Here is a 13,824-nt window from a genome sequence, read left to right as displayed (position 1 = left end):
ATACGCATGTTTGATTTACTCCTGCGCCGTGCGCGCCTGACCGACGATACCCTGACCGATATCGCCATCCAGGACGGTAAAATCGCAGCGCTGGGCGAGATTTCCACTCCCGCACACAAAACCGTCGAGCTGAATGGTGAAGTCTTCGTCAGCGCCGGCTGGATTGACTCCCACGTTCACTGCTATCCCAATTCTCCGATCTACCACGATGAGCCAGACAGCGTCGGCATCGCCACGGGCGTGACCTCGGTGGTGGACGCGGGCAGTACCGGCGCAGATGACGTGGACGACTTCTACGAAATTACCCGCAAAGCCTCAACGGAGGTTTTTGCCCTGCTGAACATCTCCCGCGTGGGGCTGATCGCCCAGAACGAACTGGCGAACATGGCCAATATCGACGCCGATGCGGTGAAACAGGCCGTTGCACGCCACCCGGATTTCATCGTCGGCCTGAAAGCGCGCATGAGCAGCAGCGTGGTCGGCGAAAACGGCATCACTCCACTGGAGCGCGCGAATGCGATTCAGAAAGAGAACGGCGATCTGCCGCTGATGGTCCACATCGGTAACAATCCACCGAATCTCGACGAGATTGCCGAACTGCTCAGTTCCGGCGACATCATCACCCACTGCTATAACGGCAAACCGAACCGCATTCTGACGCCAGAGGGCGAACTGCGCGCCTCCGTTACCCGTGCTCTCAAGCGCGGCGTGCGACTGGACGTGGGCCACGGTACCGCAAGCTTTAGCTTTGAAGTGGCGAAACGCGCCATCGCGATGGGCATTCTGCCGCACACCATCAGCTCGGACATTTACTGCCGCAACCGTATTAATGGGCCGGTGGGCAGTCTGGCGAGCGTGATGTCGAAATTCCTCGCAATCGGCATGTCGCTTCCGCAGGTGATCGAGTGCGTCACCGCGAACGCCGCCGATGGCCTGCGTCTGGCTCATAAAGGCCGAATTCAGCCGGGTCTGGATGCCGATCTGACGCTGTTCACCGTTAAACGCCAGCCCACGCTGCTGGTGGATGCGGAAAACGACAGCCTGCAGGCTGAACATATTCTGGTGCCGCTTGCCGCGATCCGCGCGGGCAAGGGCTATATGACCGAACAAGGGAGTACGGAAAATGCCTTCGATTTATGAGAAATACAATTTAAAACAGGTGATTAACACCTCAGGCCGCATGACCGCGCTGGGCGTGTCGACGCCGCGCCCGGAAGTGGTGCAGGCGGCGATGGACGGCATGAACCAGTACTTCGAAATGAAAGATCTGGTGAATAAAACCGGAGAGTACATCGCGAAGCTGCTGGACGTGGAAGGGGCGACGGTGGTCTCATGCGCGTCAGCAGGAATTGCCCAATCCGTGGCCGCGGTGCTGGTCAAAGACAGCGACTGGCTGCTGGAAAACCTGCACGTTACGCCGATTGAGAACAACGAAATCGTGCTGCCGAAGGGCCACAACGTCAACTTTGGCGCACCGGTCGGCACCATGGTTGCGCTCGGCGGCGGTAAGCTGGTGGAAGCCGGTTATGCCAACGAGTGCTCCGCCGATCAGCTGGCGGCGGCGATCACCCCACGCACGGCGGCGATCCTCTACATCAAATCGCACCATTGCGTGCAGAAAAGCATGCTCAGCGTTGAGCAGGCCGCAGTGGTCGCGCGAAAACACGATCTGCCGCTGATCGTCGATGCGGCGGCCGAAGAAGATCTTCATACCTACTATCGTTCTGGCGCGGATCTGGTGATTTACAGCGGGGCGAAAGCGATCGAAGGGCCAACCAGCGGCCTGGTGATTGGCAAAACCCAGTACGTTGAGTGGGTCAAACGCCAGACAGCGGGTATTGGCCGCGCGATGAAAGTGGGCAAAGAGGGGATTCTGGGCCTGACCTGCGCCATCGAACACTATCTGACGGCGACCAAAGAGAGCGGAGCAGAGATGGTGGCGAAGATGACGCCCTTTATTGATGCGCTGAATACGCTTAACGGCGTCACGGCCCGCGTGGTATGGGACAGCGCTGGCCGCGATATCGCTCGTACCGAAATTAAATTCGATGAAGCCACCACCGGCGTGGGCACCGGCGAGCTGGTCAGTCAGCTCAAGCAGGGCGAATACGCGATCTATTTCCGTGGCTACAAGGCCAACGAAGGGATTATCGAAGCGGATGTGCGCAGCGTCAGCGCCGATCAGCTGAACATTGTTTATCGCCGCATCCGTGAAGTCTTAAGCCAGGAGAAACAAGCATGAAACTGACCCCCAATTTTTATCGTGACCGCGTGTGCCTGAACGTGCTGGCCGGTTCCAAAGCCAACGCCAGCGCAATCTATGAAGCCGCAGAAGGCCATGTACTGGTGGGCGTGCTTTCCAAAAACTATCCTGATGTGGCGAGTGCCGTCGCTGATATGCGCGAGTATGCAGCGCTGATCGACAACGCCCTCTCCGTCGGACTCGGGGCGGGCGATCCGAACCAGTCGGCGATGGTCAGCGAAATCTCTCGCCAGGTGCAGCCGCAGCACATCAACCAGGTGTTCACCGGTGTGGCGACCAGCCGCGCACTGCTGGGGCAGAATGCGTCGGTGGTTAACGGCCTGGTCTCGCCAACGGGAACCGTCGGAATGGTCAAAATCTCCACCGGCCCGCTGAGCAGCGCGGCACCGGACGGTATTGTCCCGGTTGAGACGGCGATTGCCCTGCTGAAAGATTTCGGCGGCAGCTCCATCAAATACTTCCCGATGGGCGGCCTGAAATGCCGTGACGAATACCAGGCCGTTGCTGAAGCCTGTGCCCGCCACGATTTCTGGCTGGAGCCAACCGGCGGTATCGATCTGGAAATCTTCGAGGAGATCCTGCAGATCGCCCTCGATGCAGGTGTGAGCAAAATCATTCCGCATATTTATAGTTCGATTATCGACAAAGCCAGCGGCGATACCCGTCCTGAGGACGTGCGCACGCTGCTGGAAATGACGAAGACGTTGGTCAAGTAGTTCTCGTCTAGCCTGAACCCTCTCCCTTCGGAGAGGGTCGGGTGAGGGCATCAAACCGCACAACACCAGGAGCCGCCATGCATACCCATCACCTGCTCGTCGCTTCACTCTCCCTGCTTGCCACCGCCGCCGTCGCACAACCCCAGTACGCTTGGGTCGGCACCTACAACCCGAACGGCGAAGGGCTGTACCGTTTTACGGTCGATCCCAACAATGGCGCGCTCGGGGAGAAAACCCTCGTGAGCCAGTTACCCAACGCGGCGCAGCTTACGGTTTCGCACGATGGCAAAACCCTCTATCTGGCGAGCGAAGCGGAGAAAGGGGTGATTCAGGCGTTACGCATCGGGGCAAACGGTGAACTGACCGAGCTGAATCAGGTGGCGTCCGGCGGGGCGGGACCTGTGTATGTTTCTCTGACGCCAGAGGGGCGTCATCTGCTGGTGGCGAACTATGTCAGCGGCTCGATTGCTGTGCTGCCCGTGAAGGCTGACGGCAGTCTGGGAGAGGCGACGGACACCCATCAGGATCAGGGCGAACCGGGTGCGGCGAAACCGGAAGCGGCTGTCGAAGGCAGTTTTGCCGTAAGCGATCATAACGGCCCTCACGCGCATATGATCGCCGCCAATCCGAGCGGGAAATATGTTTTTTCGACGGACCTCGGTCTGGATCGGATCTATCAGTACCGTTTTGACAAGCAAAGCGGAAAGCTCACTCCAAACGAGCCGCCGTTTATCAACGCCTCGTCCAAAGGCGCCGGGCCGCGCCATTTTGTCTTTACGCCGAAAGGCGATGGCCTGTGGCTGATCAACGAAGAGTCCTCGACCCTGACCTGGTATGCTCTGGATCAGGCCACCGGCACGCTGAAAGAGGGCAAAACGATCTCTTCCCTGCCGAAAGAGTATAAAGGCACCAGTTTTGCCGCAGGGCTGGCGTTGAGCGCCGATGGCCAGCAGCTGTACGTCGCGAACCGTTTGCATAACAGCATCGCGCATTTTAGGGTAACGGCCGAGGGCACGCTGGTGCATCAGGAGGATGTCTGGACCCGTGGCGATTACCCACGCTCTCTGACCCTGGATAAGCAGGGCCGCTGGCTGTACGTTATGAATCAGCGCAGCGATAACATCACCCGTTTTCGCGTTGCACCCGATGGCAAGCTAAGCTTCGAACCGGACTACACGCCGGTCGGCAGCCCATCACAGATGGTCATTTCAACCGGGCCATGAGCCGTAAGAGGATAAAGACGTGCGATTTCCGAACCAACGTTTAGCGCAACTGTTTGATCTGTTGCAAAACGAGACGCTGCCGCAGGACGAGCTGGCGCAGCGGCTGTCGGTATCCACACGTACCGTGCGGGCAGACATCACCGCCCTGAACGCGCTGCTGGCAGGCCACGGCGCACAGTTTATTCTCAGCCGCGGCAACGGCTATCAGCTCAAGATTGACGATGCCGCGCGCTATCAGTCGTTGCAGGATTCTCGCCCGCGTGCGCTGCGGATCCCGCGCACCGGACAGGAGCGCGTGCATTATCTGGTGGTGCGTTTTCTCACCTCTGCTTTTTCGTTAAAGCTGGAAGATTTGGCTGATGAATGGTTTGTCAGCCGCGCGACCCTGCAAAACGACATGGTGGAGGTACGAGAGTGGTTCCACCGCTATAGCTTGACGCTGGAAACGCGCCCTCGCCACGGCATGAAACTGTTCGGCAGTGAGATGTCGATTCGCGCCTGCCTGACGGATTTGCTGTGGGAGCTGGCACAGCAGGACAGCCTCAATCCGCTGGTGACGGAAGTCGCCCTGAATGCGGGTGTGCCGGAGCAGCTGGTCATGGTGCTGCATGACACCCTCACGCGCCATCACATTCGTCTCACGGATGAAGGCGAGCTGTTTGTACGGCTCTACTGCGCCGTGTCCGTGCGCCGCATCAGCGAAGGCTATCCGCTGCCGGAATTTAACGCCGAGGATGTCGAAGAGAACGTGCGTGACGCCGCGCGGGATATTGCTGCGGCCATTGCCCGGCTGGCGGATAAAGTGCTCTCACCGTCAGAGGAGAACTGGCTTTGCGTCCACATCGCCGCGCGCCAGATTCAGGAGATCGCCCCGAGCGCGATTAACGCTGACGACGACGAAGCGCTGGTGAACTATATCCTGCGCTACATTAACACCCACTATAACTACAACCTGTTGAACGATGCCCAGCTGCACGCGGATCTGCTGACGCATATCAAAACCATGATCACCCGCGTGCGCTACCAAATCATGATCCCCAATCCGCTGCTGGATAACATCAAACAGCACTACCCGATGGCGTGGGATATGACCCTGGCGGCGGTCTCCGGCTGGGGGAAATACACGCCGTACGTGATCAGCGAAAACGAGATTGGTTTTCTGGTGCTGCACATCGGCGTCGGGCTGGAACGCCATTACAACGTTGGCTATCAGCGTCAGCCGCGCGTCCTGCTGGTGTGCGACGCCGGGAACGCGATGGCACGCATGATTGAAGCGGTGCTGCAGCGCAAATATCCGCAGGTGGAAGTGACGCGCACCGTCACCCTGCGCGAGTACGAGCTGGCGGAAAGCATCAGCGAGGATTTCGTGATCTCCACCGCCCGCATCAGTGAAAAAGCGAAACCGGTGGTGCAGATCGCGCCGTTCCCGACTGACTATCAGCTGGAGCAGATCGGCAAGCTGGTGCTGGTGGATCGCACCCGTCCGTGGATGCTGGAAAAATACTTCGACGCCGACCATTTCCGCGTGATTGATTCAAACAGTGATCAGCAAACGTTGTTCCAGGAACTGTGCGGGCAACTGCGTGAGGAAGGATTTGTCGACGCGGAGTTTCTCGACTCGGTGGTCGAACGTGAAGCCATCGTCAGCACCATGCTCGGCGACGGTATCGCGCTGCCCCACTCCCTCGGTCTGCTGGCGCAAAAAACCGTGGTCTACACCGTACTGGCTCCGCAGGGAATAAAGTGGGGCGACGAAACGGCGCACGTAATTTTCCTGCTGGCGATCAGCAAAAGTGAATACGAAGAGGCGATGGCGATTTACGATATTTTCGTCACCTTTCTGCGCGAGCGGGCGATGACGCGCCTGTGCGGTTGCCGTGATTTTGCAGAATTCAAAACGGTGGCGATGGAGAGTTTGAGTCGTTTTTGAGGCGATGGGCGGAAAACGTCTCCGCCCACGGTTTAGCGCAAATGATGTACAACCTGGTTGCTGCTGCCGCGCCAAATCAGCGCCGGGTCTTTCAAGTCCTGCACGAACTTACCATCCACCAGCACGTTAATCAGGTCGACGATTTCCATCTGAGCGTCGTTTAGCTCATCCAGCTTATAGCCGGTCCACACCCAGATATCCTTCCCCGCGCACTCTTCTCGAATGCGTTTCACCAGTTTCAGAATGTGCGGCACGTTCTGCGGATGGAGCGGATCGCCGCCGGAGAGGGAGATCCCCTGGCGCGGGATCCGCGTGTCGTTCAGATCCCTGATAATCCGGTTTTCCATCTCGTCGTCAAACGGCATGCCCGAATTCAGACGCCAGGTGCTTTTGTTGTAGCAGCCAGGGCATTCGTGAACGCATCCGGACACAAACAGCGTGCAGCGGGTGCCGGGGCCGTTGACGATGTCGACGGGGTAATACTGGTGATAATTCATTTTCGCTTCTCAATTATCGCAATGCCCGCGCTGGCTGCTCTTGCTCATCCGGCATCAGCGCGGCAGAGGATTACCCGATCTGGCCATTCCCCAAATGTTTCACGCGGCGCTTCACTTCTTCCTGCTTACCGGCGTTGAACGGGCGTGCGTCCGGGCTGCCGAGATAACCACAGACACGGCGGGTCACGGAGACACGCGCTGCGTCGTGGTTACCGCATTTCGGACAGGTAAAGCCCTTGCTGGTACATTCGAATTCACCGGTGAAACCGCACTCGTAGCACTCGTCGATCGGCGTGTTGGTGCCGTAATACGGCACGTGCTGATAGCTGTAATCCCACACGTCTTCCAGCGCTTTCAGGTTGTGCTGAATGTTCGGGTACTCGCCGTAACAGATAAAGCCACCGTTCGCCACCGGCGGGTAGGCCGCTTCAAAGTCGATCTTGTCGTACGGATTGACCTTTTTCTCCACGTCGAGGTGGAAGCTGTTGGTGTAGTAGCCTTTGTCGGTCACGCCGTTCACCACGCCAAACTCGGCGGTATCCAGACGGCAGAAGCGGTCGCACAGGTTTTCGCTCGGCGTGCTGTAGAGGCTAAAGCCGTAGCCCGTTTCGTCTTTCCACTGGTCGACCGCATCGCGCAGGCGCTGAACGATAGCGATGCCTTTCGCGCGCAGGGCTTCGCTGTCATACATGTGCTGATTGCCAAACAGGGCGTTGATGGTTTCGTGGATGCCGATATACCCCAGCGAAATCGACGCGCGGCCGTTCTTGAAGATTTCAGAAACGTCATCGTCTGCTTTCAGGCGCACGCCACAGGCACCTTCCATATAGAGGATCGGCGCCACGCGCGCTTTCACCCCTTCCAGACGCGCAATACGGGTCATCAGCGCTTTACGCGCCAGCTGCAGACGTTCGTCGAGCAGGGTCCAGAACGCGGCTTCGTCACCCTTTGCTTCCAGCGCGATGCGCGGCAGGTTGAGGCTGATCACGCCGATGTTGTTGCGGCCTTCATGCACCTGCTCGCCGTTTTCATTTTCATACACGCCGAGGAAGCTGCGGCAGCCCATCGGGGTTTTGAACGAACCCGTGACTTTCACCACCTGGTCGTAGTTCAGAATATCCGGATACATGCGCTTGCTCGCGCATTCCAGCGCCAGCTGTTTGATGTCGTAGTTCGCATCACCAAACTTGTGATTCAGGCCATCGCGAATGGCGAAGACCAGTTTTGGGAACACCGCGGTTTTGCGGTTTTTACCGAGACCCGAAATACGATTGCGCAAAATCGACTGCTGAATCAGACGCGACTCCCAGCTGGTCCCCAGACCAAAACCGAAGGTCACGAACGGCGTCTGGCCGTTGGCGGTGTGCAGGGTGTTCACTTCGTATTCCAGAGACTGGAACGCGTCGTAGCACTCTTTCTCGGTGCGGGAGCGGGCATAGCCGTCCGCGTCCGGGATCTGCCACTCTTGCGCCACTTTGCGATGCTTGTTAAAGCTCTCGGTGACAAACGGTGCCAGCACTTCGTCGATGCGGTTAATGGTGGTGCCGCCGTAAATATGGCTGGCGACCTGGGCGATGATTTGCGCCGTTACCGCCGTGGCGGTAGAGATGGATTTTGGCGGCTCAATCTCGGCGTTGCCCATTTTAAAGCCGTGGGTCAGCATGCCTTTCAGGTCGATCAGCATACAGTTGAACATCGGGAAGAACGGGGAGTAATCGAGATCGTGGTAGTGGATCTCACCGCGTTCATGCGCCTGCACCACGTCGCGCGGCAGCAGATGCTGACGGGCATAGTGCTTGGCGACGATACCGGCCAGCAGATCGCGCTGAGTCGGGATCACTTTGCTGTCTTTGTTGGCGTTTTCGTTCAGTAGCGCAGAGTTGGTCTGCTCGACCAGGCCACGGATCTCCTGATTCAGGCGACCACGCTTTTCACGCTGGATGTCACGGTCGTGACGGTACTCAATGTAGGCGCGCGCCAGCTGCTTGTACGGGCCGGACATCAGCTGGTTTTCTACCGCAGTCTGGATCTCGTTGATATCCACCTGACTGCGCTCATTCATCTGGCTACTGACGATTTCTGCGACGGTGGCGCAGTAATCTGCGTCATCGACTCCCGCTGCTTTAGCTGCACGCAGAATCGCTTCTTTGATGCGCTCTGATTTAAACGGCACTTTACAGCCATCTCGTTTCATCACATGCGGTGTCATGATCACTCCATTAAAAACAGGTTATCCACAGAGGTGGGGAAAGCTGCACAGGGCACAAGTCCCGATGCCTCAGTCACTTCCCTCGTTCCCGACGCTTGTTATCCACAATTCCGGCCGGCGTCGTCGCCGTTGTCTTGTTGGAATAGTAGACGATAAATACAATATGTTGGGTCGGCGTACATTTTAAGTTCTATATGTAGTGATTTGCATCAAACATGTTTGCGATTTTTTTGATTCAGAACAAAGTAAAAAGACGAGAGTACAAACGGCGGGCACTACAGCGATTGTAAATCCGGGCAGGAAAAATCTGATTAAATATTCAACAAAAACAGTAAAATATTGCCGGGCAAACGCAGCGCTGCCCGGCATTTTGTACTACGCCTGCAGCCACCACACCGCCTCAAACGGACGCAGTGTCATCGCGGCGGGTTGGCTGGCGACTTCGGCGTAGTTGCTGAGCACTACGCGCCAGTCGCCGCTGAGGGCGTCCGACTGCCACGCCTGGCATTCATGACTCAGGTTAGCGACCACGATCAGCGTCTGCCCCTGCCACTGGCGGCGGTAACACCACAGGGAAGGATGCGTCGGCAGCAGATCCTGATAGTCGCCCCAGGTCAGCAGCGGCAGCGATTTGCGCAGAGCGATCAGCGACTGATAGGTATAAAACACGGAGTCGGGATCGCTGAGCGCCGCGTCAACGTTGAGGGTTGCGACGTTATCGCACAGATCGATCCACGGCTCGCCGGTGGTAAAACCGCCGTTCGGGGTGGCATCCCACTGCATCGGCGTGCGGCTATTGTCGCGGGATTTACTCGCCAGAATCGCCAGAAGTTCCTCTGCATCGCGCCCCTTTGCCCGCTGTTCGGCGAACATGTTGTGGCTCTCCACATCGCGATAATCGGTGATGCGGGCGAAGTGCGGGTTGGTCATGCCGATCTCTTCCCCCTGGTAGATGTACGGCGTGCCCTGCATGGCGTGCAGCACCATTGCCAGCATTTTGGCGGAGGTGGTGCGGTATTCCCCCTCGTCGCCAAAGCGCGAAACGATGCGCGGCTGATCGTGGTTACACCAGAAAAGAGCGTTCCACGCAACGCCATGCATCCCTTGCTGCCAGTGGCTGAACAAAGTTTTCAGCGCCACGTAATCGGGCTTCGCGAGTGTCCACTTTTCGCCGTTCGGGTAATCGACTTTCAGGTGATGGAAGTTAAAAGTCATCGACAGTTCGCGCCCGTCGAGCGCGGCGTATTGCTGGCAATTTTCCAGCGAGGTGGAGGACATCTCGCCCACGGTCATCAGGTTGCGCGGGGTGAACACATCCCGGCTCATCTCCTGCAAATATTCATGGGCGCGCGGGCCGTCGGTATAGAAACGGCGGCCATCGCCGAGGTTATCGTCCGGGAAATCCTGGTCCTTGGAGATCAGGTTGATCACGTCGAGGCGCAGGCCGTCCACGCCGCGATCGGCCCAGAACTCGCACACTTTTTTCAGCTCGCTGCGGACCTGCGGGTTTTCCCAGTTCAGATCCGCCTGCTCAGGGGCGAAAAGGTGCAGATAATACTGCTCGCTCTCGGCGTGCCAGCGCCAGGCGTTGCCACCAAATTTGGAGCGCCAGTTGTTCGGCAGCGCGTCCGGCGTACCGTCACGCCAGATATAGAACTCACGGTACGGGCTCTCTTTGCTGAGAGATTCGCGGAACCACGCGTGCTGCGTGGAGGTGTGGTTGAGCACCATGTCGAGCACCAGACGGATGCCGCGCGCATGGGCCTGTTTCACCAGTTCGTCAAAATCATCCAGCGTGCCGTAAGCCGGATCGATGGCGGTGTAGTTCGCCACGTCGTAGCCGTTATCGATCTGCGGGGAAATATAGAATGGTGTCAGCCAGATGGCATCCACGCCGAGGGTTTTCAGATAGTCCAGACGCTGCGTGACGCCGCGTAAATCACCGGTACCACGCCCGGTGGTGTCCTGAAAACTCTTTGGGTAAATCTGATAGATGACGCCGTTTTGCCACCAGTGCGGAAGGGTATTCATAATGCGTTCCTGCAAATGCGAAGGGGCGCAACTGCGCCCCGAAAGAAGACGTTAAACAATCTGCAGCGTGCCCTGACGGAACTTGCGCTGATAGATAACCGTGGTCAGCGCCATCGGGACGATAATCGCCACCGCCATGGCCAGGGCGAACACCTGCCAGTAGGACGGCTGAATAGAGAGGATACCCGGCAGGCCACCGACGCCGATGCCGTTCGCCATCACGCCGTTCAGCCCACACAGCAGCCCCGCCAGACCTGAGCCGATCATCGCGCACAGCATCGGGAAGCGGTATTTTAGGTTGATACCGTACATCGCCGGTTCGGTCACGCCGAGATAGGCGGAGATGGCTGCCGGCACCGAGATTTCACGCTCGTTGTGTTTACGGCTGACCAGGATAATGCCGGTGACCGCCGACGCCTGAGCAATGTTCGACAGGGCGATAATCGGCCAGACCGGCGTACCGCCGAGGCTCTGAATCATCTGCATGTCGATGGCGAGCGTAGTCTGATGTACACCGGTAATCACCAGCGGCGCATAGAGGAAGCCAAACAGCGCGGCGCCAATCGGGGCGAAGCTGCCGGTCATCAGGTGACGCACCGCGAAGGCCACGCCGTCGCCAATCATGCGGCCAAACGGACCGATAAAGGCGTGGGCGAGGAATACCGCCAGAATCAACGAACAGACCGGCACGACCACCAGATAGAGGTAATCCGGGACGATGCGTTTCAGGCGCGTTTCAATAAAGCCGAGTGCGAGACCGGCCAGCAGGGCGGGAATAACCTGCGCCTGATAACCCACTTTAGCGATGGTAAACAGGCCGAAGTTCCACACTTCCGGCACCTGTTGCCCAAGTAAGTAAGCGTTCATTAACTGCGGAGAGACTAGCGTTACGCCAAGCACGATGCCGAGAATCGGCGTGCCGCCCATTTTGCGCACCGCCGACCAGCAGATCCCGACCGGCAGATAGAAGAAGATCGCCTCGCCAATCAGCCACAGGAAGTCATAGATGCTCTGCAGCGCGGGGTAAAGCTGCGCCAGGGTTTTGCCGTCGCTCATGGGCACGTCGCCAATCACGTTGCGGAAACCGAGGATCAGACCTCCGCTGATCAGCGCTGGCAGCAGCGGGAAGAAGATTTCCGCGAAGTGGGAGATCAACTGCTCGTGCCATTTCATATTCTGGCGCGCCGCTTTTTTGGCCTGCTCTTTATCTGCCGACGAATGCCCGGTGGTCGCCAGCAGGGCGTGATAGTAATCACCCACTTCTGTGCCAATCACCACCTGGAACTGCCCGGCGTTGGTAAAGCAGCCTTTGACCATCGACAGCTCTTCGATGGCCTTCGGATTGGCTTTGGCCGGATCGTTCAGCACAAAACGCAGACGGGTAATGCAGTGGCTGACGGTGGCGATATTCTCGCGTCCCCCAACCAGAACGATCAGCTGGTCGATATCAGTTTGTTTAACTTTGCTCATCATGAAGCCTCATGACAGATGTGGAGGGTAATGACCTGGACGCAAGCCTACTCTTTGAGCGAGACGCTGAAAATGGGAACGTTCCCGAAATTGGGTGAGGATCACAATAATCCGTTTTCGGAGGGTTAAGAAATATGGGCGGGGATAACGATTTGGCGTGGTTCAGAGCGACCGTTTATCTGCTCGATCAGCTGCATCGCCGCCTGACGGCCCGCTTCGGCGTAGCCCGGATCGACGGTGACAATCTCCGGATGCAGGAACTTCATCAGCGGTGTGCTGCCGACGCTCGCGAGCTGGATAGTGTCGATGCGCTGCTCCTGCAAATACTTGCTGGCGCCCAGCGCGAGGGTATCCGTGGCGCAGATAAGGGCGGTGGTTTGCGGGGTGAGCACGCTTGCTACCTGTTCGTAGCCCTGTTTCATGGCCAGGCCAGGCAAAGAGGCTACCGCCGGGAGAGCATGCTGTTTGCAAAACGCGAGATAGGCTTCGTGGCGGCGCTTGCCGGTGGTGACGTCGCTGTGCGGCACGCCGAGGAAACTGATATGGCGATGGCCCTGCTCGTACAGGCGCTGCATCAGGGTAAGGATCGCCCCTTCGTCGTCGTAACAGACGGAGGCAAAGCCGCTGGCGTCGCGCGCCAGCAGCACCAGCGAGGCCTGCCAGGGTTTCAGAATTTCATCCTGAATGCCGGTAAACCCAAACAGCACCACGCCGTCGATATTGCGTCGTTGCAGCATCCCAAGATGCTCTTCCACCAGCTGAGGCGAGAACTGGCTCTCCATCATGATCGGGTCGTAACCCTGCTCGTAAAAGGCGGGGAGCATGGTTTGCACCGCCAGATTTTCCGACAGGGAATCGAGACGCGAAACAATAATGGCGACCACTTTGTCGCTCTGTCCGCGCATGGCGCGCGCGGAACGGGAAGGAGAAAAACCGTGCTGATTCATCACCGCCTCGACGCGCTCGCGCGTGCGTTCACTGACGCCACTTTCGTTGTTCAGTACGCGCGACACGGTGGATTTCCCCACGCCGCTTAAACGGGCGATGTCTTTAATGGTCAGGCGATTCTGCATCCTTTATTCCCTGTAACAGCACGGTCGTCAATTGAGACTACTGCTTACGATTTAATTCGCAATGAGCAAAGTCTGGTATATGTACGGTTTAAATCTGCGGGCGTATCATACCGCCCGAACCGCCACTAACGGTATGGTTAAAACCCATAACTGCGCGGTGATAACCCCTTTTTTCACTTACCGGAGGCCGTATGGATCCCGATCCCACCCCTCTCCAGTCATGGAGACTGAGTCCTTTCCGGTAAGCCAGCCTTTTCGCTGTCTCACCGGTGATGTGTGAGGCAGTGACGTTACCCGTCCTATTTCAAGCTGCATCTGCGTTGGCTATGCGCCGGCATACAGCCTGAAAGAGTGGGGTAAATAATCTCTGCTTTGAAAATTTAAGTGCCCTTCAGGTACCGCCTTGCTGTGC

The 13,824-nt window shown here is 57.9% G+C and carries 11 protein-coding genes; 6 read left to right on the top strand and 5 right to left on the bottom strand.

Features of this window, described 5'->3' with window-relative positions:
• Positions 1-6: 6 nt before the first annotated feature.
• From OVA10_RS21945 to OVA10_RS21925, 5 genes are all read left to right on the top strand, one after another.
• Positions 7-1,140, top strand: coding sequence for an amidohydrolase/deacetylase family metallohydrolase (locus tag OVA10_RS21945; protein WP_268196801.1), 1,134 nt, complete (start codon positions 7-9; stop codon positions 1,138-1,140).
• Positions 1,124-2,242: a DgaE family pyridoxal phosphate-dependent ammonia lyase gene (locus tag OVA10_RS21940; protein ID WP_100777832.1), complete on the top strand. Its 1,119-nt coding sequence runs from the start codon at positions 1,124-1,126 to the stop codon at positions 2,240-2,242. Before OVA10_RS21945 ends, OVA10_RS21940 begins: the two co-directional genes overlap by 17 nt.
• Positions 2,239-2,979 (top strand): 2-dehydro-3-deoxy-phosphogluconate aldolase, encoded by a 741-nt coding sequence (gene dagF / locus OVA10_RS21935; RefSeq protein ID WP_268196800.1) that lies wholly within the window; start codon positions 2,239-2,241, stop codon positions 2,977-2,979. Before OVA10_RS21940 ends, dagF begins: the two co-directional genes overlap by 4 nt.
• 77 nt (positions 2,980-3,056) lie before the next feature.
• Positions 3,057-4,202, top strand: a complete 1,146-nt coding sequence (locus OVA10_RS21930) for a lactonase family protein (protein ID WP_181827238.1) — start codon at positions 3,057-3,059, stop codon at positions 4,200-4,202.
• A 19-nt stretch (positions 4,203-4,221) separates the two neighbouring features.
• Entirely contained in the window at positions 4,222-6,132 is a 1,911-nt protein-coding gene (locus OVA10_RS21925; protein ID WP_100777829.1) for a BglG family transcription antiterminator, read from the top strand.
• Between the two features lie 32 nt (positions 6,133-6,164).
• Here OVA10_RS21925 and nrdG read toward each other — a convergent pair whose 3' ends face one another.
• The 5 genes from nrdG to treR form a co-directional block, all read right to left on the bottom strand.
• The gene (gene nrdG, locus OVA10_RS21920) at positions 6,165-6,629 is read right to left on the bottom strand and encodes an anaerobic ribonucleoside-triphosphate reductase-activating protein (protein ID WP_268196799.1); all 465 of its coding nucleotides are present in this window, start codon (positions 6,627-6,629) and stop codon (positions 6,165-6,167) included.
• A gap of 70 nt (positions 6,630-6,699) precedes the next feature.
• Positions 6,700-8,838, bottom strand: a complete 2,139-nt coding sequence (gene nrdD / locus OVA10_RS21915; RefSeq protein ID WP_100777827.1) for an anaerobic ribonucleoside-triphosphate reductase — start codon at positions 8,836-8,838, stop codon at positions 6,700-6,702.
• A 375-nt stretch (positions 8,839-9,213) separates the two neighbouring features.
• Positions 9,214-10,869: an alpha,alpha-phosphotrehalase gene (treC, locus tag OVA10_RS21910; protein ID WP_268196798.1), complete on the bottom strand. Its 1,656-nt coding sequence runs from the start codon at positions 10,867-10,869 to the stop codon at positions 9,214-9,216.
• Positions 10,870-10,920: 51 nt separating this feature from the next.
• Positions 10,921-12,339: a PTS trehalose transporter subunit IIBC gene (gene treB, locus OVA10_RS21905; protein ID WP_181827912.1), complete on the bottom strand. Its 1,419-nt coding sequence runs from the start codon at positions 12,337-12,339 to the stop codon at positions 10,921-10,923.
• 125 nt (positions 12,340-12,464) lie between these two features.
• Positions 12,465-13,412, bottom strand: coding sequence for a trehalose operon repressor TreR (gene treR, locus OVA10_RS21900; protein ID WP_100777823.1), 948 nt, complete (start codon positions 13,410-13,412; stop codon positions 12,465-12,467).
• Between the two features lie 191 nt (positions 13,413-13,603).
• On the opposite strand from treR, the gene mgtL reads away from it, so the two are divergent.
• Entirely contained in the window at positions 13,604-13,657 is a 54-nt protein-coding gene (mgtL, locus tag OVA10_RS26200; RefSeq protein ID WP_220186778.1) for a mgtA regulatory leader peptide MgtL, read from the top strand.
• Positions 13,658-13,824: the final 167 nt, after the last annotated feature.

It is taken from the genome of Lelliottia sp. SL45 (assembly GCF_026672535.1).
GTDB classification, from domain to species: domain Bacteria; phylum Pseudomonadota; class Gammaproteobacteria; order Enterobacterales; family Enterobacteriaceae; genus Enterobacter; species Enterobacter nimipressuralis.
This window is presented reverse-complemented; position numbering and strand designations above follow the sequence as displayed.

Excerpts from the sequence above, each read along its gene's own strand:
- dagF (WP_268196800.1), top strand. The coding sequence starts at position 2,239 with ATGAAACTGACCCCCAATTTTTATCGTGACCGCGTGTGCCTGAACGTG.
- nrdG (WP_268196799.1), bottom strand. The coding sequence starts at position 6,629 with ATGAATTATCACCAGTATTACCCCGTCGACATCGTCAACGGCCCCGGC.
- treR (WP_100777823.1), bottom strand. The coding sequence starts at position 13,412 with ATGCAGAATCGCCTGACCATTAAAGACATCGCCCGTTTAAGCGGCGTG.
- treB (WP_181827912.1), bottom strand. The coding sequence starts at position 12,339 with ATGAGCAAAGTTAAACAAACTGATATCGACCAGCTGATCGTTCTGGTT.
- treC (WP_268196798.1), bottom strand. The coding sequence starts at position 10,869 with ATGAATACCCTTCCGCACTGGTGGCAAAACGGCGTCATCTATCAGATT.
- nrdD (WP_100777827.1), bottom strand. The coding sequence starts at position 8,838 with ATGACACCGCATGTGATGAAACGAGATGGCTGTAAAGTGCCGTTTAAA.
- OVA10_RS21930 (WP_181827238.1), top strand. The coding sequence starts at position 3,057 with ATGCATACCCATCACCTGCTCGTCGCTTCACTCTCCCTGCTTGCCACC.
- OVA10_RS21945 (WP_268196801.1), top strand. The coding sequence starts at position 7 with ATGTTTGATTTACTCCTGCGCCGTGCGCGCCTGACCGACGATACCCTG.
- OVA10_RS21940 (WP_100777832.1), top strand. The coding sequence starts at position 1,124 with ATGCCTTCGATTTATGAGAAATACAATTTAAAACAGGTGATTAACACC.